Below are 25,794 nucleotides of genomic sequence, written 5' to 3' on the forward strand. Positions count from 1 at the left end.
TAAATCCTCCTAGCAATAAGTTGCCCTTCGTTCAAGATTGTTTCCTCCTCATCTATTATCATCTAATGATTCCCGGAAACATCCCTCTTGAATCCTTTACGGTCGGGCAGGCGAGAGTCCAATCCCGGTCACGAGGGCAATCGCATCGACGATTTGTCCTTTCGTCAGATCATCCGTCTCGATCTGTTGACTGAACAATGGATCGGTCAGTTGACGTAAGCGTTGTTCTGCCTGTTGACCGCCCCACGAGTTTGGACGCTCAAAGCGGCTGATCAGGCGGCGTTTGACAGTTGTCTCCTTCGCCATCAGGGCGATATGACGGACGTCATGACCGTTCGCTCGTAACGTGCCGATGATTTCCTGAAAGTACGCTGGATTCGTCAAGGTCATCGGCACGATGATCCGCGCATCTTCCGTATCGAGCTGTTCGAGGAGCTGTCGGTTAAACGTGCGCCACAACGGCTCATCCTGGAAATCGTCCTTGTTTTCCGGCAGTTGCGCCCGTAGAAAATAACCCGTCTCTTCCGGGTCAAAAATGTATGATCCGCTCCAACGCTTTTGTAATCCTTTTGCTGCTGTCGTCTTCCCGACACCAAACGTACCGTTAATCCAAATGATCATCTTCTTCTCCTCCACCCTGTTTTCTGTTGTACTATACTGCAAAAGTGGTCGACAAGTTTCAATCGGTTACAAAAAAACACTCCGTTGAAAAAACAGAGTGTTTAGCCATATAACCATGTGATTAAAAACGGTGCGAGAATGCTAGCACAGACAGCCGTCAAGACCATCGTCAACAGACCGACCGCCCCTTCGCGTTGATCAAGACTCATCGATTTCGTCGCACCCATGACGTGGGCAATCGATGCTAAGCCTACTCCACGGCTGACGAAATGCCGAATCTTCAAGCCCGTCATTAATTTTGGTCCGACGATGGATCCCGTCAATCCGGTCAATAAAACGAAAGCTGCCGTCAGCGTCGTCGTCCCGCCTGCTTTTTGTGAGATCGCTAAGGCAACGGGTAACGTGACCGATTTCGGTAACAAGGCAAGGTTCGTCGTCCGCTCGAGATGGAGCAGCAGACCGAGTAACAGATCTGAACTCATTGCAATACATGTTCCAAGCAATACACCGAGTCCGATTTCCGGCAGAAAACGGCGGACGTGATGTCGGACGCGATAGAGTGGAATCGCGAACGCTGTGATCGCTGGACCGAGCATCTTCGACAAGTATTGTCCACCCTGCATGTATTCTGCATGTGAGACGCCGCTATAGACGAGAATCACGATCAGGACAGCCGTCACCGTCAGGATCGGTAACGTCCAGACACGAGGATGACGTTGATAAAGGAACATCGCGCCACTGAATAAAAGAATGGTTAGGATGATCCAGAACAGTGTCTCACTCATGTGGGTTCACCGCCTCTTTCCGGTGTGCCAAGCGATCGACGATGTACGCTGAGCCGACTAACGTCAGCAGGCTGCTGACGACGACGATCAACACGACTTGAAGACCAGATGTTCGAAGGAATGCCGTATAATCCATGATTCCAGACAGTGCTGGAACGAAGAATAATGGCATGACGAACAGCAGAAAGGTTCCGCCCCGTTCAACAGCGACGAGAGGAAGCAATTGACTTTTTAACGTCACGTACAGAAGAATCAAGCCGATGATGTTACCGGGTAATGGTAACTGGAAAGTTTCGCTCACCCAGTCCCCACTGAGTGAAAAACAAAAAATAAGTGCGATTTGAGCAATGATTTGAATGATACGCATAACGCGTGAAAGCATGATAAAGGTCCCCTTGTTAACAGTTTCGGGTCTTATTATCCGCCTCTTTCCTTCAACAATCAATGAAATCTAGTTAATCAACTGAAGTAACCGTTCTCATGAAAATCCTCACCTTTTTTGTATTAGCACAAACAAAAACCAGTCAGTCGTGTATCAGTACAAAAAATGATTCGAGACGAACAATAAGCGCAATCCTTCTCATTAGAGAAAAATTGCGCCTTGTCTTCAATCTGAAGACGACACCTGAATGGGATCGTCTACTCATCTTAATCACATGATCCGTTTAAATAACTTCTCGAGTTCATACGTCGTCCATTCGATGATGACTGGACGTCCGTGTGGACATGTGAACGGCATCTCCGTTTTCGCTAGATCGTCAATCAACCGGCGCATCATCTCATCGTTCAACGGATGATTCGCCTTGATTGATTTCTTACATGCCATCATGATGGCGGCATCTTCCCGATACGTCTCGAGATCAATTTTTCGCTTCATCAAGGCTTCATCGAGTAATTCCTGAATCGTCTCTTCCTGCCGATGGGACGGGAACCACGTCGGAACTTCTCGGACGATGAAGCTTTGTGGACCGAATGCTTCGAACTCGATGCCGACGTCTTTTAGCAACGGAAGGACTTCATCCATCCGTTTCATATCATCCGACGAGATTTCGAACGTATACGGTAAGAGCAATTGTTGCCTCTGTTCCGGTGGTCGACCGAACATGACCTTATACGTCTCGTATTTGATTCGTTCCTGTGCTGCATGTTGATCAATCATATACATCCCGTCTTCCCCGGCACAGACGATATAGGACGAATGAAGTTGACCGATGACGTCGAGATGCGGAAAGCGCGGACGCGCGGCTGGTTCCTCAATCAGTTCAGCAAACTCCTGCTTGACCGGTGCGATGGGCTCGAATAGATCATCCTCGTTGCTAAAAGGTAATGATTTCTCGACAGGTGGTCGATCGTCTTCTTGCGGCTTTTTCGGAATCGGATAATTCCAGACCGCTCGCGATGACGTTTCTTCGACCGGTTCAGCGACATAAGAAAAATCGAGTTTTTCCTGGCTACTCGGATCTTTTTTTGGTTTCGGTGGCGTCACTTTCGGAATCAGCGTCTCCCGGCTGAGCGTCATCTTGATCGTCTCCTGGATCAACTGGCAGAGCTCCATCTCTTTTGAAAGACGGACTTCTCGTTTCGCCGGGTGAACGTTGACATCGATCAAGAGTGGATCCATCGTCACCTCGATGACCGCAATCGGATACCGCCCGATCGGTAAGAGCGTATGGTAACCGTTCAAGACCGCTTGCGTCAGGGCGAAGTTTTTGACCGAACGTCCATTGAGAATCAACGTGATGTAATTCTTTGAGGCACGGGTCACTTCCGGTTTGACGAGATGACACGTCAATTGATAATCGGCATTCGCACCTTTGGCGACTAGTGTTCCTTGAATCGTTTGATGACCGTAGACACTCGCCAGTGCTTGCCGGACGTCTCCTGATCCGTTCGTCTGGATCAATGTCTTCCCTTCATGCGTTGCTCGAAGTTTGACGTCTGGATGAGCGAACGCCATCCGGTTCAGCACGTCCGTGATCGCCGCAAGCTCCGTATGCGTCGTCTTCAAATACTTCAGCCGTGCCGGTGTATTGAAGAAGAGATGCTCGACCGTCAATTCCGTTCCCCGGTTCATTGCTGCTGGTGTCCGTTCAACGACCGTCCCGTACTCAAGCGTCACTTGAATTCCTTCCGCGTCCTCACGTTTCGTCTTCAATGTCACTTTACTGACGGACGCGATCGAGGCAAGTGCCTCTCCGCGAAAACCAAGTGTCTTGATTCGGAACAAGTCATGCTCGTCCTTAATCTTACTCGTCGCGTGACGGACGAAAGCCAGTTCAGCGTCATCCGGGTAAAACCCGTGTCCGTTGTCGCGGATCGTCATCCGTTTCATTCCAGCTTCTTCGAGTTCGACATCGATTTGGGTCGCACCGGCATCAAGTGCGTTCTCGACCAGTTCCTTGACGACCGATGCTGGTCGTTCGACGACTTCTCCCGCCGCGATCCGATTCGCTAAACTATCGGATAATTCACGAATGATTCCCACTGCATTCTCCTCACTTTCTCGCTTCGGCTTGTAGACGATACAGCGTATTCAATGCCTCGAGCGGCGTCATATTGATCAAATCAAGACTCGCCATCGTCTCTCGCAGAGGATCCGCATCTGAGAACAGACTGAGTTGATCAATCGGCTCCTCCTGAACAGGAGCTTTTACAGGTGCTGCGACCGGAACAGGCTCAGCCTGCTCGAACTCGGACAAGAGGACTTGCGCCCGTTCGATCAGACTATCTGGTAAATCAGCTAACCGCGCGACATGGATTCCGTATGATTGGTCGGCTTTTCCGTCGCGTACTTCATGCAAGAAGACGACACGCCCATCTTGTTCAACGGCACGGACGTGAACGTTCGCTAATCGATCAATCGATTCTTCGAGCACCGTCAGTTCATGGTAATGGGTCGAAAATAGCGTCTTCGCTCCGACATGCCGGGCGATGTGTTCAACGATCGCTTGTGCGAGTGCCATCCCGTCGTACGTCGAGGTCCCGCGACCGATTTCATCTAGCAGGATCAACGACCGGTCCGTTGCACGCGTCAACGCTTCTTGTGTCTCGACCATCTCGACCATGAATGTCGACTGTCCACTGACGAGGTCGTCTGCCGCCCCGATCCGGGTGAAGATTTGATCGAAGATCGGCAGTTCCGCTTGAGCAGCTGGTACGAACGAGCCGATTTGGTGCAATAGAGCAATCAATGCGAATTGTCGCATATAGGTCGATTTACCGGACATGTTCGGTCCAGTGATCAACAGCATCTCGCGTCCTTCGTTTAAGGTGATCCCGTTCGCGACATATTCACCGCGCGGTAAGACTGTTTCGATGACCGGGTGACGTCCTTGCTGAATATCAACCGTTCGTCCCGTCGTCGTGATTGGTCGGACATAGTCGTGCGTTTCAGCAATCTCAGCTAGTGCGACGAGGACGTCGAGTTCCGCGATCCGGCGACTGACCCGTTGTAAGCTTTCGATGTGTCCTTTGACTTCATCGCGCACTCCACAGAAGAGATCGTACTCGAGCGTGACACTCTTCTCTTCCGCACCAAGGATTAATGCTTCTTTTTCCTTCAGTTCCGGTGTGATGTAACGCTCGGCATTGGCAAGTGTCTGCTTCCGTTCATACCGTCCTTCTGGCAACAGCTTGGCATTGGCTCGTGATACCTCGATGTAATAACCGAAGACGCGATTGTAGCCGATCTTCAACGTCTTGATGCCGGTTGCTGCCCGTTCACTGGCTTCAAGTGTCGCAAGCCATGTCTTTCCGTCTTTTGAGGCGACGAGTAACTCGTCGAGATCTGCTGAATAACCAGCCTTAATCATTCCGCCCTCTTTCGTTGAGATTGGTGGTGCTTCAACGAAAGCACGATCGAGCAAATCGCTCAATTCGTCGTGCGGATCGAGTCCGAGACTGAGCTGACCAAGACGTTCGCTCATCATCTCCTCGAGCGCTGATTGAATGCGGGGAATCAGCCGTAACGTCGACTTCAATTGAACGAGGTCGCGCGCTGAAGCCGTACCGTAACCGACTTTTGCGACGAGTCTCTCGAGATCATAGACTTCGCGTAACGTATCTTTTAATTGCTGACGTTCGAAGTAGTGTTGCAACAATTCCTCGACAGCGTCGAGCCGCTCGGTGATCACGCGTTCCGATAACAACGGTTTTTCAAGCCAGCGTTTCAACATCCGTCCGCCCATCGCTGTACCTGTCACATCAAGCAGACCAAGCAACGAACCCTTTTTATCTCCTGTCCGTGCCGAGCGGACGAGCTCGAGATTCTTGACCGTATTCGGCTCGAGTTGCATGAAGTCGCTCGCTTCATAGACGACAGCAGGTTGTAGATGTGTCAACGCTCGTTTTTGTGTATCGTGCATGTAGGCATAGAGGACCGCAAAGGCTTCCGCTTGGGCTGTATCAATCGCACGGTCACCGTGCGGATGCGTCTCGCGCCGTGAACTACGCGTCAGTGGAATCCGTAAGTGCGCGAGCGCTGTCTCGTGTTCCTCTGTCGTGACGATGATTTCCCGTGGCAGGATGATGCTCAGTTCTTTGACCACACCGTCGAGTGTCGCAACGCTAGTCAAGGCACTCTCACCGGTCGAGACATCACCGCGAGCAATCCCAAAGCGACCGTCCTGTTCGACGACCGCGACTAAGTACCGATTCTCTTTTTCCGTCAAGGCGGACATCAACGTTCCCGGTGTGATGACTTGGATGACTTCGCGTTTGACGAGTCCTTTCGTCAACTTCGGATCCTCGACTTGATCACAAAGCGCCACTTTATAACCACGCTCGATCAACTGTTCGATGTAGCCGTTCGCTGCGTGATGGGGCACGCCACACATCGGAATCGGATGTTCCGCGTTCTTGCCGTTTTTCGCCGTCAGCGTCAACTCCAGTTCATGAGCGACTTTCTTGGCATCCTCAAAGAATAATTCGTAAAAATCACCGAGTCGATAAAACAAAAAGGCATCCGGATAATCCGCCTTGATTGAGAAGTATTGTTTCATCATCGGAGTGTTGTGTACTGCTTCCATTCTTCCACCTCATTCGTAGAAAAAGCCGACGGATGTCCGTCGGCTTTTCGTTCATTTCGTGATTAGTAGCCGCAACCGCCGCTTTTGTTTTCTGCTTCCATGCCGCTACCTGTCTTACCAGCGAGAACATCTCCGTCCGTCGCTTCGATGATTTGATCCGTAATCCCGTTCGAGATCGTCACCGTGATGTATTGGAGAAGTCCGTTGACTTCTTCTTGTGTTTCTTGGAACTGTTGGACGACAGGCATCTCATCGAGCTCAGCGAACAATTTATCGAGCTTCGCTTCGACACGTGCGAGTGCTTCTGTTTTGCCGTAATGTTGGCAGTTGACTGCCTCTTTTTGAAGGAACTTGATTTGTTTCATCATCTTTTGGACTTTTTCATTCCCATTGATGTTGGCTTCTGCCGCTTTAAATCGTTCTACTTCCGGTGTCTCTGAAATCATTTTGGCGATTTCATTGGCTTTTTCGATGATTTGTTCATCTGTATACATCCACATTCGTCCCCTCTATCGTTAGCGAACACGTCGCTTCCCTTAGCATTCTGAACGATTCCTCGTTCTGTCGCATTCATTATACCGTTCTCGCGATAGAGTGACAAGAATAGTTCCTTATTCAATCGAACGCCATAATAGATAGGCGGCGTGACTACGGACAGGGGCAAATTCCTCCGCCAGTCGCGTCGCTTCTTCCACCGTCGGTCGGTAACCGAGCAACCGTTCGAAAGCCCGTAATATCCCGATGTCCGATGCCGGAAATAAATCCGGACGACCGTACCCGAACATCAGGACGTTTTGGACCGTCCATGGTCCGACGCCTTTCAGTGCAATCAACGTCTCAGCGATTTCTGCGTCGTCGGCTGACGTCAATGCATCATAATCAATCGTTGCTGTCGCTACGCCAAGCAGATAATCGACTTTACGTCCTGATAGTTGCAGAGCAAGCAAGTCCTCGCGACGCGCAGTTGCTAATTGACGCGGTGTCGGTGGAAGGATGATCCCGTCCTTGACCGTTCCGAATGTTCGAAAGACACGTTCCGTCAACGTATGGGCAAATGAGAGATTGATCTGTTGATGAATGATCGAGCGAATCAAGGCCGTGAACGGTGAATGATCAAGCACGAGTCGTTCATCGCCGAACCGTTCGACGATCGCGTGTAACGACGTCGCCTTGAGACGCTGCGCAGGATTTGGCTCATTGAGTCGAAAGCGTCGATTGAGTTGCGTCAGCACCGCTGTTTGCGGTCCTGAACCGTCAATCCGTAACGTGTAACCATCGATGGCTTCCATCGTCGTGATGTATGCCTGATCGTTGATGAAGATCGGAACGACGAGTCGCCCATCCTGTTCGATTTGTAACGGGTCTTCCGTCAAACGAGATACGATTCCTTTAAAATCAAATGCTTCCGACAACGTCACATCATGCGTCCACCGGCTCATCCGACGAACACCTTGATCGCACCGAGAATCAAACCGATGATGAATCCACACAATGCCCCGTTGACCCGAATCCATTGCAAGTCACTGCCGACCTTATCCTCGATCATATGAATCAGTGTCTCCGTATCGAACCGGTTTAAGTTCTCGCGGACGAGTCCACCGATTTTTTGGTGATTTTGTTCGACGAAACGAACGAGTTGCTCCTTCATCCATTGATCACTGCTATCTTTGAACGTCGGATGCTGTTCCCAGTCGTCTAAAGCGCGCGAAAGCATCGGCATCGCCCGTTCCGTCCAGAAGGCATCTGACGTCAAGTAGCGTTCGAGTTCGATCAAACCAGCATCATACGCGCGTTCAATGACCGGAACGAAGTCAAACCGGTCGACCTCGCTTGCCTTCCAAGCATCGATTTTTGCTAGACGCTCTTCATCAATCGATAACTGTGCCAGATTACGACGCAGATGATCAAGAATCGCTAAACGATTCGGGTGATGGACGTGTCGCATATCTTGAATGACCGTCAACAAGACACCTTGAATGACAAGACTGAGTTTTTCTTCTGAATAGACTTTTTGGACGGTTCGCGCCGTCACCCGCAAGAACGTATTCTTTTCTTGGTCGATCATCGCCGTATAGGCAAGGCGCCCAATCTGGTCTCGGATGACGGGGTCTTCGAGCAGACGTTGCCCATAACCGAGTAACTGATCCATCAGCCACTCGTCGAGTCGACGTTCCTCATTTAACTCCATCGCCCGTACCGCCAGCCGTTTTGACGGATACGCTTTGATCGTCTCCGTCAACCGTGTATTCGCAAACTCAAGAATCGCCTCTTTCGGTAATTTCCGGATCAGACCGACCAATAGTTCGGTAACGGTCGCTCGAAAAGCAGGCAGAACGAGAATCGAACGTAAGATTTTGATGACACGGTCTGCGAGCGTCATATGCTGGAGCTTCGCGACGATACTCTCTTTATTGAGCAAGTCCGTCTCGAGCATATGAACGATTGATTCGATGACCCGTTCCCGATTTTTCGGCAACAGGTTCGTATGGGGAATCTTTAAGCCGAGCGGATGGCGAAACAATGCCGTGATCGCAAACCAGTCGGCAATCCCACCGACGAGTCCGGCTTCAAAACCACTCTGGAGCCAAAAGACCCACGCATTTTCTTTAAATGGCAATGAGACGACGAATCCGACCGCCATGAAAATCAACGAGACGGTCGCAAGCCGCCGTGTCGATGTTTTAGGTTGTTCAAGTGATGACACATCGTTTCCTCCTTCAACTGAGTCACTTATCTACCTTACGAACGGGACAAGGATTAGGTTTCGACACGAAAGAGCCCCAGTCATCGACTGGGACTCCCTATGTACTTAAAACGTGTATTCACCAAAACGGTCGCCATCCCATGTCGCGGTTGCCGTTGAGACAAAATAGACCAGTCCGTTGCCGAATGTATTTTCCATCAATGAAACGAGTTGTTGACCATTCGTCTGCTCGACGAATGCTAATCGGACTTCTTCTTTCCCTTGATAAATCCGTTCGTAGACACTTAAACCGCGTGCATTGAGAAACGTACGCGCCGACTCGAATTGAATCGGACCGACTTCAGGTCGTCGTTCCTGAATGAACGACTGACATTTTTGCTCGAATGTCTCCATGGTTCTTCACTCCTTCTCTCTTTCTGTTCATGGATATCATGTTCCCGACTCTTCCTCATCATAATCCTCAAATGTGAAAAAAGCGACAGATGCGTCGCTTCTTTCATCATTTTACGATGATTTCTCATAATCTGACATCAAACTGTCGGGCAACATGAATCGCAGACGTCGTCGCCCCGATCGTCCCGGCACCCGGAAAGATCGTGTCGCCGATCGCAAAGAAGTGATTGATGCCTGTTCGAAACGGCGCTGCGAACAAGAGACTCGTACTCGGACGTTGCGGATATCCCCCGACTCCACCGTCCGGACGGAACGTATAGCGTACCCACGCACCGGGTCCACCCGGATGGCGTTCGATTGCCTGTTGACGGAAACCCGGAAACTGTTGTTCAAGAATAGCTTCGAAGATCGCCGACATCACCTCGACCTGTTCGTCGTAGCGTTTCCGGTTCGTCTTATCGAACGTACCAATCGGAACATGACATGACATCGTCAGCGTCCGTTGACCGACTGGTGCACGTAATCGGTCGTCCGGACGGGAGAGGGAGATGAAGGCATGACCTGAAGGTAGGGACGGATCATGGACTTGCCGGAATGCTTCATCAGACAAAATGACCGACTCCGGTATCGACGCATAATACGTAAAGGTCGCCCATTGCTGTAGCTTTTCCTGTCGCTGGTACGTCCGTCGTAACGTTCGTCGCATATCCGCGCTGACGACTTCCCGGATGCCTTCAAGCGGAACCGCACAGATGACCGCATCTGCAAGCGTCAAGCGCCCGCGACGATCCTCGATCAAGAAACCATCCGGTGTCTTACGAATCGTCGTGACTTTTCGCCCAAGGAGACAGGTCGCCCCGCTCGCCTCTGCTGTCTCTTTCAATTGCTCGGCCAGTCGGTATAATCCACCCGGTACATAATAAGCACCCTCGTGGTAAATCGATAAGGCGACGGCTCCTAGTAAAGCTGATGCTTCCTGCCCTGTCTGCATGCTGTCGAGTAGGATCCCGTCGATCACTTGTGCGAACAGCGTATCCGTTAGTCGATGTTTGCGTAACAGATGACCAATCGTCAGCGGAAAATATGGTAAGAGGACGACACTTTTCGTGTGACGAACTAACCGCCGGACGTCGGCTAAATCTTGAAGTGGCAATGCCGGCAGTTCTGCCATCAGTGGACGAATTGCCTCGTGTATCTGCTCGATTTCAGCAAAGAATGCCCGAATCGACGATGCCTGCTCCGGAAAATGTGAGGTCAATTCGGTTAGAAACGCATCACGATTTTGATAATAATGAATCAATCGTCCTTCGATGCGAATCGTCATGACGACGTCGAGTGGCTCGACTTGGTGCGTCACTCCGAGATGATCGAGCACACGAGCATGAATGCCACCCGGTTCAAATCCCATCCCAAGGGTCGCTCCAACGGGATACGTCAAGTCCCGGCGTGTGAACTTCCCGGCTGACCCTCCCCATTCACGGCTTCCTTCAAGTACCGTGACGGCATGTCCTTCTTGTGCGATCAATGCCGCAGCCGTTAGACCGGCAATTCCTCCGCCGACGATGGCGACCTGTTTCATGATGGTTCCTCCTCCGTGACTCGATTTTCTTTAAACAGGAAATTGCGGATTTCGCGGAAGACCGGCTCCCGGCGATGAATCGTGAAGTGATCATACTTATAGGATTTCGTCTGGATGTTATCCGTGTAGTTCTCGAGTGCAAACGAACTATTTAACGAAATCAGATTGAAGTCGCCTCCTTTGGCACCAAACGAATAGACGAGTACGTCGCGTGGCCACGTCTCAAGCCTTTGGGTCAGATTGTTCATCGCTGGTGAGCCCTTCGCAAGATCGCGTATCGCAGGACTGTTCGTATTCGTGCCAAGTGGCGCAAGTGTCAATCCGAGTTTCGCGTAATCCGAACCGGCGATCGGTGAGTCGAGCGTCACGACTTTCCGGACGTGATACGGCATCTCCTCTTGGACCGTGTAGGCGACGACATCGACACCACCCATGCTGTGCCCAACGAGCTGAATATCGGCAAAGGTCGCTTTTTGTTTCGCATCGTAAGCTGCAATCGCCGCATTCAACCACTTTTGCTGATCGGCAAGACTTGCCTCATCATCTGCGAAGACGATTCGGACAAGTGGGTAGCCCGTCGGCGAGGGTTTGACGCTACAGGTTGCTTTTCCGGAACGAGTTACGTCACATCGACCACCATCATCGGCGACTTTTTTATTCGTGAAGTTTTGAATCATCGGCACGAACGTCCGCTCCGTTCCGAATAACCCGTGGACGAGGAACGTCGGCACGATTTCACTCTTTCCTTGCGTGACGATCTGACGCGTTGGTGGCGGCGCACTTGACGTATCTTCCGCGAACACCCACCACGCTCCTCCCCCGACGATCAAACAGACGAGGAGCGAGATGCTGATCGTCTTCAACTGTTGCCGGCGCAAACGACGGACACGGTGAAAGACCCAGTAGAGGAATAATCCGACACCGATTAATAACACGATACCGGTAATGATCCAACCTGTCGGATTCGGTACATACGCAATCAACTGTAGCTGGTTGGCTTTCGTTCCGTATAATTTCCATGACACATCATGGTAATTCGACCAGTCGATCTTTTCTCCATTTTGGAGACCGATCACTTTCGGACCGTGGAGCTTGATCTCGATATCGGCTTGACGGATATACCGATCGGCGAGTTTCTTGACCTGTCCTGTCGGTTGATAGCCTTTGATATTCAAACGATCGATACTGAGATCGATGTTCGTATCCAGTCGATACGTATCAAACCAAAAACCGTCCGATTTTTTCATGTCGAACTTCGTATCGGGTGGAATGAGAATCCCACCGATACCTGTCTTCCATTCGTCCTTGATCGATGTCATGTCCTTGAAGTTCGCGAATGTCTTCTGCATCCGGATCCCTTCATAGTCATCCTTCGTCTTGAACGTCTTCGCTGCATAGCCGTTCTTTTCTGCCTGTTTGACATAACTATTCCAATTCGGATTTAGATTCAATAAACGCGCCACTGGGTGTTCCTTTGCGGCATATGTCGTCTTTAAGGTAACACTCTGATCGGTATGGATCGTCGCATCATATTGGATGCGAATACAACCCCCAAGGAGCAGCGTCAGCATCAAAAATGAGAGCAATATCCCTTTCTTCTTCGTACTCATTAGGTCACATCCTTTCCTCATCTGTTATTCCCTATCTTGCAAAAGTAAAAACGGTCGACTTTGATTCTTTCGCCCGTGACGCACTTCAGGCAGTGGGTCATCGACCCACTGCCTGAAAGTATGCGGACCTGGTTCGTCCGTGATCGATATCAACCGATCAAGTTTAATTCACGACCGACTTTTTCGAAAGCTGCAAGCGCCGTCGTTAAATCTTCACGCGTATGTTCCGCCGTCACGATCGTCCGGACACGTGCTTTTCCTTTTGCAACCGTCGGGAAGGCGATGCCTTGAGCAAAGACACCTTCTTGACGTAAGCGGTCCGACAACTCGTGGCAACGTGCTTCATCCCCGACGATGACAGGTGTGATCGGCGTCGTCGACGTTCCGATGTCGAATCCAAGATCCCGGAGTCCTTGTTTAAAGAATTCCGTGTTTTCCCACAGACGATCGAAGAGTTCCGTCTCTTCCTCCATGACACGGAGCGCTTCCCGGTTCGCTTCGACGACTGCTGGTGGATGTGATGTCGAGAACAAGAACGGACGTCCTTTATGGATCAGGTAATCTTTGACGTGCTGTTCACACGCGACGTATCCCCCGAGGACACCGATGGCTTTTGAGAGCGTACCGACTTGCAGGGCAACACGTCCGTCAAGACCGAAGTGATTGACCGTACCGCGTCCCGCTTTCCCAAGCACACCTGACGCATGGGCATCATCGACCATGACGAGTGCGTCATATCGCTCGGCTAATTCAACGATTTCCGGAAGTGGTGCGATGTTTCCGTCCATCGAGAAGACACCGTCCGTGACGATAAGGCGCGTCCGCGCGTCTTGCGTTTCTTGTAAGGCCGCTTCAAGATCAGCCAAGTCGACGTGTTTATAGATTCGGCGTTTCGCTTTCGTCAGACGAATCCCATCGATGATCGAAGCGTGGTTCAACTCATCCGAGATGACGACGTCTTCCGGACCGAGCAGTGCCGATAAGACACCGAGATTCGTTGCGAATCCCGACTGGAAGACGAGTGCTGCTTCCGTATGCTTGAATGTCGCAAGTTCCCGTTCGAATGCTTGGTGCATCTCGAGTGTTCCGGCAATCGTCCGAACTGACCCTGTTCCAGCACCGAACGTGCGCGCTGCTTCCGCAGCTTGTTCAGCGAGACGTGGATGTGCTGCGAGTCCGAGGTAGTTGTTCGACGACAGTTGAATGAGTTCCTTCCCGTCGATCGTCACGCGGTTATGTTGCGCGCTCTCAAGTGCTACGAGGTTGCGGAACGTGCCCGCCTGTTTCATCTCTTCTAGTTCTGTCCGTAAGTGTTCAAATCCCATTAATTCGTCCCCCTTGGTTGTAATACGACTTTCCCGCATTTCCCTTGACGCATCAATTCAAATCCTTCTTCGAACCGCTCGAGCGGCAACGTGTGTGTGATCAACGGTCGGACATCGACTTTTCCGCTCGATAAGAAAGCAGAAACCTGGCTCCATGTCTCATACATCTTCCGACCGGTGATCCCTTGGACCCGGACACCTTTGAAGACGACGTGGTTCGTCAAATCGATTTCAACCGGTTTGACCGGCAGACTGAGGATGTTGACGTCTCCACCTGCTGTCACCATCTCGAAGGCTTGACGAATCGCAACCGGATGACCACTCATCTCACAGACGACATCAATCCCGTCGCCGTCCGTCATGCGCTCGATCCGCTCTAACACATCGTCATGACGTGAATCAATGACCACATCCGCCCCCATCGTCCGTGCGAGTTCGAGACGATACGGATTGACGTCGATCGCGACGACTTCCGCCGCACCAGCTGCTTTAGCGACGGAGACCGCCATCAGACCGATCGGACCACAACCGACGATTGCGACCGTTTTCGCACTGACATCACTCGCAAGAACCGTATGGACGGCATTGCCCATCGGCTCTTGGATCGAGGCAATCCCTGCTGGCATATCTTCCGGGTTGACCCAGAGGTTTTCTTCCGGCATGACGACGTATTCTGCAAAACAGCCTTGTGTATCGACACCGATGATCTTCGTGTTCTTACAGATGTGATATTGACCACGAAGACACTGTTTACATTGATGACAGACGATATGCGTCTCCGCCGAGACACGGTCACCGAGTTTCAAACGTTTCGTGCCTTCTCCGAGCTCGACGACTTCGCCCGAGAACTCGTGACCGAAGACATACGGCGGATTGACACGCGAGGCTGCCCACGCGTCCCACTCATAGATATGCACGTCCGTCCCACAGATCGATGTTGCCTCGACTCGAATCAAGACTTCTCCACGACTCGGTACGGGTACCGGTACTTCTTTGAGTGCCGCACCGAACCCGCGTTCTTCTTTGACGAGTGCACGCATCGTTTTCGTCGTTGTCGTCTCTTCTACCGTCGTTACTAATTTCGTCATCTTTCCCCGACTCCTTCGCGGAAGTTCACGTTTATTTATATGTGGCGAACTTCCAAATGTTTAGCATCCCCAAAAAACCAAACACATCTTTCCTCTATCTTACATGAATTCCGCTGCCAGTTTACCGAATGTTTCTTCGTTTAGCTCAAGATCCGCATACGCGAGACCAGATTCTTGATAGCCATCGATTTGTGACTGGTAATCAGGACGTGTTTCATCCTGATAGATCAATCCCATGACGAGTCCGTCGTGAGCATGAACGGTCTGTTTCGCAAGATCCAAGTTCGACGGATCGTATCCTTCGATATCGGACAGCTTCGTCAAGTTCTGTTTGAACCAATCGTACGTATTGACCTTGTTGAACGTGACACATGGACTGAAGACGTTGATGAAGGCAAATCCTTTATGTGCCGTCGCTTGCTCGATCAATTGCGTCAAGCCCTTCAAATCATTCGAGAAGCTTTGGGCAACGAACGTCGCGCCAGCCGTCAAGGCGAGTTCAACCGGTGAAACACTCTTTTCAATCGACCCTTTTGGCGTCGATTTCGTCTTGAATCCAGGTGCAGAAGTGGGTGATGTCTGCCCTTTCGTCAAGCCGTAAATTTGATTGTCCATGACGATGTACGTCATGTCGACATTGCGCTTGAATGCATGAATCGTATGTCCCATGCCGATCGCAAATCCATCACCGTCGCCACCAGACGCGATGACAGTCAATTCGCGGTTCGCCATCTTGACACCTTGGGCAATCGGAAGGGACCGTCCATGAACGCCGTGGAAGCCATACGTATTGATATAACCGGATATCCGACCAGAACAGCCGATCCCGGAAATCAATGCCAACTCTTCTGGTTCGAGACCGACGTTCGCGACAGCACGCTGAATCGCTGCTTGAATCGAGAAGTCTCCACACCCTGGACACCAGTTTGGTTTGACATCATTTCTAAAATCCTTAAAGGTTGCCATGATATACCCCTCCTACGACCTGCTCGACGACCTCTGCTGGGTAGAACGGGTCGCCATTGAATTTCAGGATATGCTCGATCTTCGATGCATGTCCACAGTTCATCTGGATCAGCTTCGCCAGTTGTCCCGTTGCGTTGTACTCGACGACGATGACTCGTTTTGCCCGCTCTAAGTGCGGCGTGACGAGCTCACTTGGGAACGGATGGACTTGACGGATATGCAAGTGATCAACTTTGATTCCTTGTGCTTCGAGTCGTGGCATGATCTCTTCGATCGTTCCACGTGTCGAGTTGAAACCGACGAATAAGATATCCGGTTCTGCATGATGCTCTGTTACGAGAACGGCATCCTGTAAGCGGAACGTGTTTAGCTTACGGAGTCGCTTCGTCATCTGATCGACTCGGTTCTTCGTCGCTTCCGACGGACGTCCTTCCTCATTGTGCTCAACACCTGTTACGTGGTGAATTCCGTGCTTGACGCCTGGAATGACACGTGGACTGATCCCATCTTCCGTCACTTCGTAGCGTTTGAAGTACGCTTTTCCTTCAAGTTCCGGTAAGTCTTCCTGGATCAACTTCCCGCGTCGGATTTCAACGCGTGACATATCCGGTGGTTCGACCGATTGTTTTCCAAGAGACAGCATCAAATCCGTCAATAGAATGACAGGACACTGGTATTCCTCTGCGATGTTGAATGCCTCTGCTGCATCGTAGAACGCTTCCTCGACCGTTGACGGTGCCAAAACGACCTTTGGAATCTCACCATGCGTGCTGTAGATCATCGCCATCAGGTCAGACTGTTCCTGTTTCGTCGGTAGACCGGTTGACGGACCGCCCCGTTGTGTATCGACGATGACGAGCGGTGTTTCCGTCATCCCGGATAATCCGATCGCTTCCGCCATCAATGACAATCCTGGACCAGCAGACGCCGTCAAAGCACGGACACCTGCGTAGTTCGCACCGATTGCCATCGTGACTGCTGCCAGCTCGTCTTCCGTCTGGACGACCGTTCCGCCGAACTGCGGCAGTTTCTTGATTAAGTATTCCATGATCTCAGATGATGGTGTGATCGGGTAAGCTGCCATCAGACGCGCTCCACCGGCGATTGCACCAAGGGCGATCGCATCGTTTCCGATCATGAACATCCGTTGTTTTCCGTCAGCCGGTTCCAAGACGAAACGCTCGCCCTCTCCTGCAAGTGCTTCAAACGCTGCTGCTCCTTCACGGATTGCCGCTAAATTTTTCTCGACCATGTCTGGACCTTTTCGACCGAAAATCTGTTCGACGACGGCTTGGAAGCGCTCCGGTGCAATGCCGAGAATCGCGCTCGATGCACCGATCGCGACCATGTTCTTCATCAAAGCCGTACCGAGATCAGCTGCAATTTCCGTAAATGGAATCGCATACAAGGAAGCGCGTGCTTCGTCCGGATTCGTCGGATTGAATTTCGCATCCGCGATGATGATGGCACCTTGACGCAATTCATGGAAGTTAACATCGATCGTCTCTTGATCGAACGCGACCAAAATATCGAGATCATCGGAAATCGTCCGGACTTCCTGTGTCGCGACACGAATCTTATTGTTCGTATGTCCTCCCTTGATACGTGACGAAAAGTGACGGTAACCATACAGGTAATAGCCGAGTCGATTCAAGGCAATCGCAAAGATTTCGCCTGTTGATTCGATCCCTTCTCCCTGCTGACCGCCAACTTTCCATGATAACTGATTATACATCGACGTTCGCTCCTTCTCTGTCCCCTGAAATGATAGTTCTCTCTATCCTCCCTCATGATACCGATTTACCGGAAGTAGTACAATGCTCCCTCGGTGGAAAGGTGAGAAAATTTCGAAGGCGCAGCAAAAAGACCATCTACTCCAGTCGAGTAAATGGTCTACTTGCAAATAGGACCTATGTCCAATTCGTTATCGTGGTTCGATGATGAGTTTGATGGCGGTTCTCTCTTCCCCATCAATCAAAATGTCTGTGAAGGCTGGGATACAAATCAAGTCGATGCCAGAAGGCGCCACGAATCCGCGTGCGATGGCGACGGCTTTGACAGACTGATTGAGCGCTCCCGCACCAATGGCCTGAATCTCGACGGAACCTCTCTCTCGAATGACACCCGCGAGTGCACCTGCTACCGCGTTTGGATTCGACTTAGCTGATACTTTCAGGACGTCCATGCGTGTACCTCCCCATCCAGAAATGGCAATCAGTCGAAGAATACTGACTGATCCGTCAGATGAATCCGTTCAATCTTCGTTGCTTTTTTGGTTGTGTCATCGATATGAATCAAGACTCCATTAAGTTGTTCCCGTCCTTCGGCAACTTCAAACCGTGTTGGGAGCTGTGTCTTGAATTTTCGTAGGACATCTTCCTGGCGCATTCCGAGCACGCCGTTCAGCGGACCTGTCATCCCGACATCCGTGATGTAAGCTGTTCCTCCGTCAAGGACACGCTCATCTGCTGTCTGGACGTGCGTATGTGTGCCGACGACAGCTTGTACTCGACCGTCGAGGTGATAGCCCATCGCAATTTTCTCACTCGTTGCTTCCGCATGGACATCAACGAAGATGGCATCAACTTTTCCTTCGACTTCGGCAATCAGTGCATCGACGGTACGGAAAGGGTCACCGAGTGGTGGTAAGAAGACCGTTCCTTGGACGTTGATGACGGCAATCTTTTTATTACCTGCTTTGACGATCATCATCCCACGACCTGGCGTGCCTTCCGGATAGTTCGCCGGACGGACGATTCGATCCGCGTCGTCGATCCAGTCAAAGATGTCGCGGTTATCAAACGTGTGGTTCCCCATCGTGATTCCGTGGAATCCGAGTTCAAGGAATTGATGATAGATCGACTTCGTGATGCCGCGTCCGTGTGCCGCGTTTTCGCCGTTGACGAGCATGACGTTCGGGTTGTACTTCGCTTTCAGGCGTGCTGTGAATTGTTGCAGGATGTGTCGACCGGGTGCACCGACGACGTCTCCGATGAATAAAATCTTCATTGCTGTTCCTCCGTTCATTAAAAAAAGTGGCGGTCGCCCGCCACTCCACTTATTTCGCGTATTCGACTGCTCGTGTTTCCCGAATGACCGTGACCTTGATGTGTCCCGGATAATCGAGTTCTTCTTCGATTTTTTTCCGGATGTCACTCGCCATCTTGTGAGCCAGTACATCATCGACGACGTCAGGTCGAACGATGATACGGACTTCACGACCCGCTTGGATCGCAAATGATTTTTCGACACCGTCGAACGATTCCGAGATTTCCTCGAGGCGTTCGAGACGGCGGATATAACTTTCGAGTGTCTCTTGACGTGCACCTGGACGAGCAGCAGATAATGCATCCGCAGCTGCAACCAAGACGGAAATGACAGATGTCGCTTCCGTATCCCCGTGGTGGGACGCGATCGCATTGATGACGGTTGGATGCTCTTTGTACTTCGTACCGAGCTCGACTCCGATCTCAACGTGACTGCCTTCGACTTCGTGGTCGATCGCTTTCCCGATATCATGCAGAAGACCCGCACGCTTCGCAAGCGTGACATCTTCTCCAAGTTCAGCTGCCATCATACCTGCAAGGTGGGCAACCTCAAGTGAGTGATACAGGACGTTCTGTCCGTAACTCGTACGGTACTTCAAGCGACCGAGAATTTTGACAAGGTCCGGATGAATGCCGTGGATTCCGACATCATACGTCGCTTCTTCTCCGATTTCTCGAATCCGCTCGTCGACTTCACGACGGGATTTGTCGACCATCTCTTCAATACGGGCCGGGTGAATCCGACCATCCTGAACCAATTTCTCGAGCGCCATTTTAGCGACTTCGCGACGAATTGGGTCAAAACCAGACAAAATGACGGCTTCCGGCGTATCATCGATGATCAAGTCGATCCCAGTCAAGGTCTCGAGCGTACGGATGTTGCGGCCTTCCCGTCCGATGATCCGACCTTTCATCTCATCGTTCGGTAAGTTGACGACCGATACAGTCGTCTCTGCGATATGTTCAGCGGCGAACCGTTGAATCGCAAGTGACAAGATGTTACGTGCTTTCTTGTCGGCTTCTTCTTTTGCTTTTTGTTCGATTTCTTTTTGAAGAATGGCTGCGTCATGTAAAGCAGCCTGTTTCGTCTCATCCATGATGATCGTTCTTGCCTCGTCTTGCGATAAATTCGCGACGCGGACAAGCTCTTGACGTCCCTGTTCATACAGGTCCTCTACTTTGCGCTCTAGTTCTTCAGCTTGATGCTTCCGTTTCGCGATCTCTGCATCACGTGTATTGATTTGATCTTCCTTACGGTCGATAGCGTCAACACGGCGATCGAGTGTCTCTTCTTTCTGGAGCAACCGGGCTTCTTGTTTCGCTAGCTCTTGGCGACGTTCACGCAATTCTTTTTCCACTTCGTTACGAAGTTTGAATGCTTCATCTTTCGCTTCGAGTACTGCTTCTTTTTTCGTTGCCTCAGCCGATTCACGCGCACGTTCGACGATTTTGTTCGCTTCCGTTTCTGCGCCTTGAATTTTCGCTTCTGCAATCGATTTCCGCAAGAAGTAGCCTACGATGAATGCGATCAGCAAAGTGAGGAGAAGTATGACAATCCAAGTCAGTGTACTCATGGGTTCACCTCCCCTTTGCAAGGTGTTTCTTAGTTCATTTCGGTATTTCATCGAAGCTGTCTAAAAAACGTACATCTATATTGTAAGGATAGCACTCGTTCATTGTCAACGAACGGACGGGAAAGAATTCCACTGTTTTCCTCTTTTACACTAAAAAAGAGAGGATTCGCACGCGAATCCTCTCTGAAACGGTTTATTCAGCAAATAGATCTTCTGGTTGTTCTGCTTCGAAATCAACCGGCTCTTCGCGATCGACGAGACCGTGGTGTTCACGAATCAAACGTTCGACCTCTGCTGCGACTTCCGGATGCTCGACCATGTATTGTTTCGCGTTCTCACGCCCTTGACCGAGACGTTCAGAGTTGTACGAGTACCATGCACCACTCTTTTGAACGATATCAAGGTCTGTTCCGATGTCGATCAACTCGCCGACTTTCGAAATCCCGAGACCATACATGATGTCGACTTCCGCTTGTTTGAACGGAGGTGCGATCTTGTTCTTGACGACCTTAATCTTCGTTTTGTTACCGACGACATCCGTACCGTTTTTCAACGCTTCTGCACGACGCACTTCTAAACGAACAGACGAGTAGAATTTAAGTGCACGACCGCCTGGAGTTGTTTCCGGGTTACCGAACATGACACCGATTTTTTCACGGATTTGGTTGATGAAGATGACGATCGTCTTCGATTTATTCGTTGCACCAGACAACTTACGAAGCGCTTGGCTCATCAAACGTGCTTGAAGACCGACGTGTGAGTCACCCATCTCGCCTTCGATCTCTGCTTTTGGTACGAGTGCTGCAACAGAGTCGACGACAAGAATATCGACCGCACCAGAACGAACGAGTGCTTCCGCGATTTCAAGTGCCTGTTCCCCAGTGTCCGGTTGTGACAAGAGGAGCTCATCGATGTTGACACCGAGTTTGTTTGCATATGCTGGATCGAGCGCGTGCTCCGCATCGATGAATGCGGCTTGTCCGCCTTGTTTTTGAACTTCTGCGATTGCATGAAGCGCAACCGTCGTTTTACCTGACGATTCAGGTCCGTATACTTCGATGACCCGTCCACGTGGGTATCCACCTGCACCTAGGGCAATATCTAATGTAATCGATCCAGAAGAGATTACTGATACCTTCTGATCCGCATTTTCTCCGAGTTTCATGATAGAACCTTTACCGAACTGTTTCTCTATCTGGCGTAACGCCATCTCAAGTGCTGCTTTACGATCACTCACGTAGCAGGCCTCCTTTTAATTATCTTACTGAGATTATTGTACTTCTTTTGAGACCGAATGACAAGCATTTTACGAACATTTATTCGCATACTTGCACTTCGATCATTTTTCTTACTCTGATGATTTTTCGAGATGTTTCAGTAAAAGGAAATAGGTATCCTTGACGGCGCGCAGTCGAATCATGCCTCTGTCGAACGATGGATATTGCCATTCGACGATCCGTGTTCCATGTGCGTCCGCAACAGCACAATAGACCGTTCCGACCACTTTTCCACTGTTGCTCGTCGGACCTGCTTCCCCCGTCAAGGCGACGGCGATATCGGATTGATACAGTTCTCGTGCCCCTTCAGCCATCGCAATCGCTACCTCTTTACTGACAGCAGTATGCTCTCGTAATAAATCCTCTGGTACCGATAACACGGCTTGCTTCGCTGCATCATCATAGACGACAGCGCTCCCGCGCAATACTTGACTCGCACCGCTGACATCAACGAGACCACTCGCGACAGCTCCTCCCGTCAGTGATTCGGCGAGCGAAAGTGTCAATCCTGCTTCTTGATACCGTTTTAGGACGACTTCCGGCAGACTCGTCTCCCCATATCCATAAAAGTACATGCCGACTTCAGCAAGGACGTGTTGTTCGAGTTCATCGAGCATACGATCGGCTTCCTGTTGATCGAGTGCTTTAGCCGTCAGGCGCAACCGGACTTCAGCGAGCTCCGCATACGGTGCGACCGATGGATTGGTAGCTTCCTTGATCAACGTTTCTAGACGGTCGTTTAAAGCCGATTCCCCGATTCCGAAGAATCGTAACGTTCGAGAACGAATCGTTTCTTGACCGAATAGATGACTGAAGTGATCTTTGAGGATTTGCTTCATCTCGCGTGGCACACCGGGTAAGACGATATATTGGTGATGCTCCGTTTGGACCGACATACCGGGAGCAAGTCCTGCATCATTACGTAAAACCGTTGCACCATCGATGATTAATGCTTGTTTTCGTTCGTTGATCGTCATCTCTCGTTGACGTGTCTTTAAAAACCCTTCGATTCGCTCGTACGCCGCTTGATCGAGAACGAGATCACGTCCGAGGAGATCAGCGAGCACCTCTTTCGTCAAATCGTCTTCCGTCGGTCCAAGACCTCCTGTGATGACGAGGAGATCTGCCCGCTGTTGTGCCTGACGGAATGTTTCTTGCATCCGTTCGCGATTGTCACCGACGACTGTATGATAATGAACGTCAATTCCGGCACTCGCTAACCATTCGGAAAGGTACTGTGCATTCGTGTTCGCGATTTCCCCAAGGAGGAGTTCGCTTCCGACTGCGATGATTTCTGCTTTCATGTTGATTCCTCACCTTCTTGAAGTATAAGAAAAGACTGTTCGGTATGACGAACAGTCTAAATTGATCCATCTTACATGGATTTCGTAATTAACTTAATGTTTTTCGAGAAATATTCGACGCCTGAGTAGATCGTCAAGATCAAAGCAAGCCACATCGTAATATCTGCGAACGGAATGTTCCACATCGCAAAGATGATATCGTGCAACAAGTATGCCGTGATTGATGTCAGCTGGACCCATGTCTTGGCTTTCCCAGAGTTTCCGGCAGCAAGGACGATCCCTTCGTCAGATGCGACGAGACGAAGACCCGTGACTGCGAACTCTCGACAGAGAATGATAACGACGATCCATGCTGCGACGAATCCAAGTTCCACCAAGTAGACAAGCGCAGCTGCAACTAACATCTTGTCGGCAAGTGGATCCATGAATTTTCCAAAGTTCGTTACTAATTTTTGTTTACGAGCGATATATCCATCGAGCCAGTCCGTCAGTGAAGCAACAAGGAAGATGATAGCTGCAACGAAGTGTGAGACGGGAAGCTCGGCTCCCAACACATCCCACTGTCCCCAGTTCGGATCAATCGCAAGTACGATGACGAACACGGGAATTAATAAAACACGTAATACTGTCAATTGATTCGGTAAGTTCATGTAACGCCCTCCTCCTTCATTTCATATGTAAATGACATGCCATCTAAAAGAAGGCACGCCGGATTACGGCGTGGCTACTTTCTTTAGATAGATGTTTTGGACGAGAAGCGAACGGTTCAGTTTCAGTTCTTGGTCATTGACGACGATTTTATCAATCCCTTTAATCGAACCGATCCGGATGCGGATCAAGTCCGTCTTCGCGTCCTTCACGACGATCGGATTCGGATCCGATGCGTTGATGTGGTCTGGCGCGAGTGCTTTTCCTTCAAGTGATGTATCACGCACACCGACGAATGGCGACGGAGAGGCATCTTTCTTGATTTGAATCGAGACACTCATCGTATCTTTCGTTGCGACTTCATACGTGACATCTTGACCAGATGTCGACTTCGCAGCAAGTGCCTCTTTTTTAGGTTCTTCTTTTGTTTCTTCCTGTTTCGCCGGTTCTTCCTTCGGCTCTTCTTCCGTCTTCGCAGGCGCATCCGTCTCTTTACTTGGCGCGTCCCCTTGATCGATCGTGACATCATTTTGCTTCGGTGCGGACGTCTTCGCCTCTTCGTTACCGTCGAGGAACGTCTGCAGACCATAATACAAGGCAGTACCGATTGCAAAGATTAGTACGATGATGATGATATTCGGAATCCAACGCTTCGCAACGCTCTTTTTCGGAGCACTGGATTTCGAATACGTCGCGCGCCGTGACAGTTCGACGACCGGTTGTGCTTCCGGTTCCGGAAGATCACGTTTATAAGTCGTAAAGACTTCATCGACGTCAAGACCGAGTGCTTCCGCATATGTCTTGATGAAGGCCCGGGCGTAAAAGGCTCCCGGCAATTGATCATAATTGCCTTCTTCGATCGCGACGATGTAACGCTTTTGAATCTTTGTCGTCGTTTGAATTTGTTCGAGAGAGACGCCTAGCGCCTCCCGTTGTTCCTTTAAGTAGGTTCCGAGCTCGGTCATCGGTAACACACCTTCCATTTTTCATACTTATTCAAAGTTGAACCAATCATTTCCCCCATGGGAACGAGGCAGTTCAGTCACAATGATTTCTTCAGTCGTGTTGCGTAATTCAATGATGTAATCAAAATCATCCCACGTATACTCACTCGATTTGACGAACGCATCCGGATGTTCGACGATCTTCGTCGCGGGTAGACGCATGACTTCCCGCAGGATTTGCCAGTGTCGTTCATCGAAATTTCGTTGTGACACTAACGCATCGATGATGTAAACATAATCACCCGTCCGCTCGTCGTCGAACAACGATGTTCGAACCGTCTGTTTAATCAACGTCGACGATAGGAACAGCCATTTCTTATTTGCACTGACGCTCGCTGCGACGATCGACTCCGTCTTACCGACGCGTGGCATGCCGCGGACACCAATCAACAAGTGCCCATCCTGTTTACATAGCTCTGCCATGAAATCGACGAGAATCCCTAAGTCTTCCCGGACGAAGCGGAACGTCTTTCGTTCATCACTGCTTTGATCGATATAGCGCCCGTGACGAATCGCGATTCGGTCACGTAGTTTTGGTTTTCGTAGTTTGATGACCTCTATGGTTGACATCGTCTTGAGAATAGCGGCGAGTCGTGGAATTTGATCCGGTTGTTTCGTTTGGAGCAACATACCGCGTCGTTGATGATCGACACCATTGATCGTCACGATCGAAATATGTAACATTCCCATCAACGAAGCAATGTCCCCGAGTATACCGGGACGATTGACCTTTAATTCATATTCGAGATACCATTGCTCGAACTCACTCACGCGCCCATCCTCCTCTATTGATACGATTATCCATTCCTCATGTTAAATGATTTTTTGAAAAATGAAAAGCA

General features: G+C 50.4%; 23 protein-coding genes. All 23 read right to left on the reverse strand.

Going from position 1 to position 25,794, the window contains the following annotated elements; all coding sequences use genetic code 11:
• Window positions 1-96 precede the first annotated feature (96 nt).
• On the reverse strand, window positions 97-621 hold the full coding sequence (locus NOM72_RS09420; protein ID WP_058713409.1) for an AAA family ATPase: 525 nt from the start codon (window positions 619-621) through the stop codon (window positions 97-99).
• Window positions 622-722: 101 nt separating this feature from the next.
• Window positions 723-1,406, reverse strand: coding sequence for an LrgB family protein (locus NOM72_RS09425; RefSeq protein ID WP_055967125.1), 684 nt, complete (start codon window positions 1,404-1,406; stop codon window positions 723-725).
• Window positions 1,399-1,788: a CidA/LrgA family protein gene (locus NOM72_RS09430; RefSeq protein WP_255999048.1), complete on the reverse strand. Its 390-nt coding sequence runs from the start codon at window positions 1,786-1,788 to the stop codon at window positions 1,399-1,401. The genes NOM72_RS09425 and NOM72_RS09430 overlap by 8 nt, the downstream gene beginning before the upstream one ends.
• Window positions 1,789-2,058: 270 nt before the next feature.
• Window positions 2,059-3,891 (reverse strand): DNA mismatch repair endonuclease MutL, encoded by a 1,833-nt coding sequence (gene mutL / locus NOM72_RS09435; RefSeq protein WP_023467716.1) that lies wholly within the window; start codon window positions 3,889-3,891, stop codon window positions 2,059-2,061.
• A gap of 10 nt (window positions 3,892-3,901) precedes the next feature.
• On the reverse strand, window positions 3,902-6,433 hold the full coding sequence (gene mutS / locus NOM72_RS09440; protein WP_058713411.1) for a DNA mismatch repair protein MutS: 2,532 nt from the start codon (window positions 6,431-6,433) through the stop codon (window positions 3,902-3,904).
• Between the two features lie 62 nt (window positions 6,434-6,495).
• Window positions 6,496-6,933: a YlbF/YmcA family competence regulator gene (locus NOM72_RS09445; protein WP_023467714.1), complete on the reverse strand. Its 438-nt coding sequence runs from the start codon at window positions 6,931-6,933 to the stop codon at window positions 6,496-6,498.
• A 111-nt stretch (window positions 6,934-7,044) separates the two neighbouring features.
• A complete protein-coding gene (locus NOM72_RS09450) occupies window positions 7,045-7,872 on the reverse strand; it encodes a DNA-3-methyladenine glycosylase family protein (RefSeq protein WP_023467713.1) in 828 nt (275 codons plus the stop codon).
• Window positions 7,869-9,137 carry a DUF445 domain-containing protein gene (locus NOM72_RS09455; protein ID WP_055967116.1) on the reverse strand — a complete coding sequence of 423 codons (1,269 nt, stop codon included), beginning with the start codon at window positions 9,135-9,137 and terminating at the stop codon, window positions 7,869-7,871. The genes NOM72_RS09450 and NOM72_RS09455 overlap by 4 nt, the downstream gene beginning before the upstream one ends.
• Window positions 9,138-9,242: 105 nt before the next feature.
• Window positions 9,243-9,530 (reverse strand): hypothetical protein, encoded by a 288-nt coding sequence (locus NOM72_RS09460; RefSeq protein WP_029341204.1) that lies wholly within the window; start codon window positions 9,528-9,530, stop codon window positions 9,243-9,245.
• A 124-nt stretch (window positions 9,531-9,654) separates the two neighbouring features.
• Window positions 9,655-11,109 (reverse strand): phytoene desaturase family protein, encoded by a 1,455-nt coding sequence (locus NOM72_RS09465; RefSeq protein WP_255999056.1) that lies wholly within the window; start codon window positions 11,107-11,109, stop codon window positions 9,655-9,657.
• Complete coding sequence (locus NOM72_RS09470) at window positions 11,106-12,740, reverse strand: alpha/beta hydrolase (RefSeq protein WP_174316078.1); 1,635 nt, start codon at window positions 12,738-12,740, stop codon at window positions 11,106-11,108. The genes NOM72_RS09465 and NOM72_RS09470 overlap by 4 nt, the downstream gene beginning before the upstream one ends.
• Before the next feature lie 128 nt (window positions 12,741-12,868).
• Complete coding sequence (locus NOM72_RS09475) at window positions 12,869-14,044, reverse strand: glycine C-acetyltransferase (RefSeq protein ID WP_023467709.1); 1,176 nt, start codon at window positions 14,042-14,044, stop codon at window positions 12,869-12,871.
• On the reverse strand, window positions 14,044-15,132 hold the full coding sequence (gene tdh, locus NOM72_RS09480; RefSeq protein WP_023467708.1) for an L-threonine 3-dehydrogenase: 1,089 nt from the start codon (window positions 15,130-15,132) through the stop codon (window positions 14,044-14,046). The genes NOM72_RS09475 and tdh overlap by 1 nt, the downstream gene beginning before the upstream one ends.
• Window positions 15,133-15,231: 99 nt before the next feature.
• The gene (locus tag NOM72_RS09485) at window positions 15,232-16,098 is read right to left on the reverse strand and encodes a 2-oxoacid:ferredoxin oxidoreductase subunit beta (protein WP_023467707.1); all 867 of its coding nucleotides are present in this window, start codon (window positions 16,096-16,098) and stop codon (window positions 15,232-15,234) included.
• Window positions 16,085-17,833, reverse strand: coding sequence for a 2-oxoacid:acceptor oxidoreductase subunit alpha (locus tag NOM72_RS09490; RefSeq protein WP_035398188.1), 1,749 nt, complete (start codon window positions 17,831-17,833; stop codon window positions 16,085-16,087). The genes NOM72_RS09485 and NOM72_RS09490 overlap by 14 nt, the downstream gene beginning before the upstream one ends.
• Window positions 17,834-18,022: 189 nt before the next feature.
• A complete protein-coding gene (locus tag NOM72_RS09495) occupies window positions 18,023-18,283 on the reverse strand; it encodes a stage V sporulation protein S (protein ID WP_023467705.1) in 261 nt (86 codons plus the stop codon).
• A gap of 29 nt (window positions 18,284-18,312) precedes the next feature.
• Entirely contained in the window at window positions 18,313-19,107 is a 795-nt protein-coding gene (locus NOM72_RS09500) for a TIGR00282 family metallophosphoesterase (RefSeq protein WP_023467704.1), read from the reverse strand.
• Window positions 19,108-19,156: 49 nt separating this feature from the next.
• Window positions 19,157-20,719 (reverse strand): ribonuclease Y, encoded by a 1,563-nt coding sequence (gene rny, locus NOM72_RS09505; RefSeq protein WP_023467703.1) that lies wholly within the window; start codon window positions 20,717-20,719, stop codon window positions 19,157-19,159.
• 193 nt (window positions 20,720-20,912) lie between these two features.
• The gene (recA, locus tag NOM72_RS09510) at window positions 20,913-21,956 is read right to left on the reverse strand and encodes a recombinase RecA (protein ID WP_023467702.1); all 1,044 of its coding nucleotides are present in this window, start codon (window positions 21,954-21,956) and stop codon (window positions 20,913-20,915) included.
• Window positions 21,957-22,067: 111 nt separating this feature from the next.
• A complete protein-coding gene (locus NOM72_RS09515) occupies window positions 22,068-23,300 on the reverse strand; it encodes a competence/damage-inducible protein A (protein WP_035398191.1) in 1,233 nt (410 codons plus the stop codon).
• Between the two features lie 71 nt (window positions 23,301-23,371).
• The gene (pgsA, locus tag NOM72_RS09520) at window positions 23,372-23,950 is read right to left on the reverse strand and encodes a CDP-diacylglycerol--glycerol-3-phosphate 3-phosphatidyltransferase (RefSeq protein WP_023467700.1); all 579 of its coding nucleotides are present in this window, start codon (window positions 23,948-23,950) and stop codon (window positions 23,372-23,374) included.
• 63 nt (window positions 23,951-24,013) lie between these two features.
• Window positions 24,014-24,931, reverse strand: coding sequence for a helix-turn-helix domain-containing protein (locus NOM72_RS09525; RefSeq protein WP_023467699.1), 918 nt, complete (start codon window positions 24,929-24,931; stop codon window positions 24,014-24,016).
• Window positions 24,932-24,940: 9 nt separating this feature from the next.
• Entirely contained in the window at window positions 24,941-25,723 is a 783-nt protein-coding gene (locus tag NOM72_RS09530; RefSeq protein ID WP_023467698.1) for a DUF3388 domain-containing protein, read from the reverse strand.
• Window positions 25,724-25,794 lie beyond the last annotated feature (71 nt).

It is taken from the genome of Exiguobacterium sp. LL15, assembly GCF_024436095.1.
Taxonomy (GTDB): Bacteria; Bacillota; Bacilli; order Exiguobacteriales; family Exiguobacteriaceae; genus Exiguobacterium_A; species Exiguobacterium_A indicum.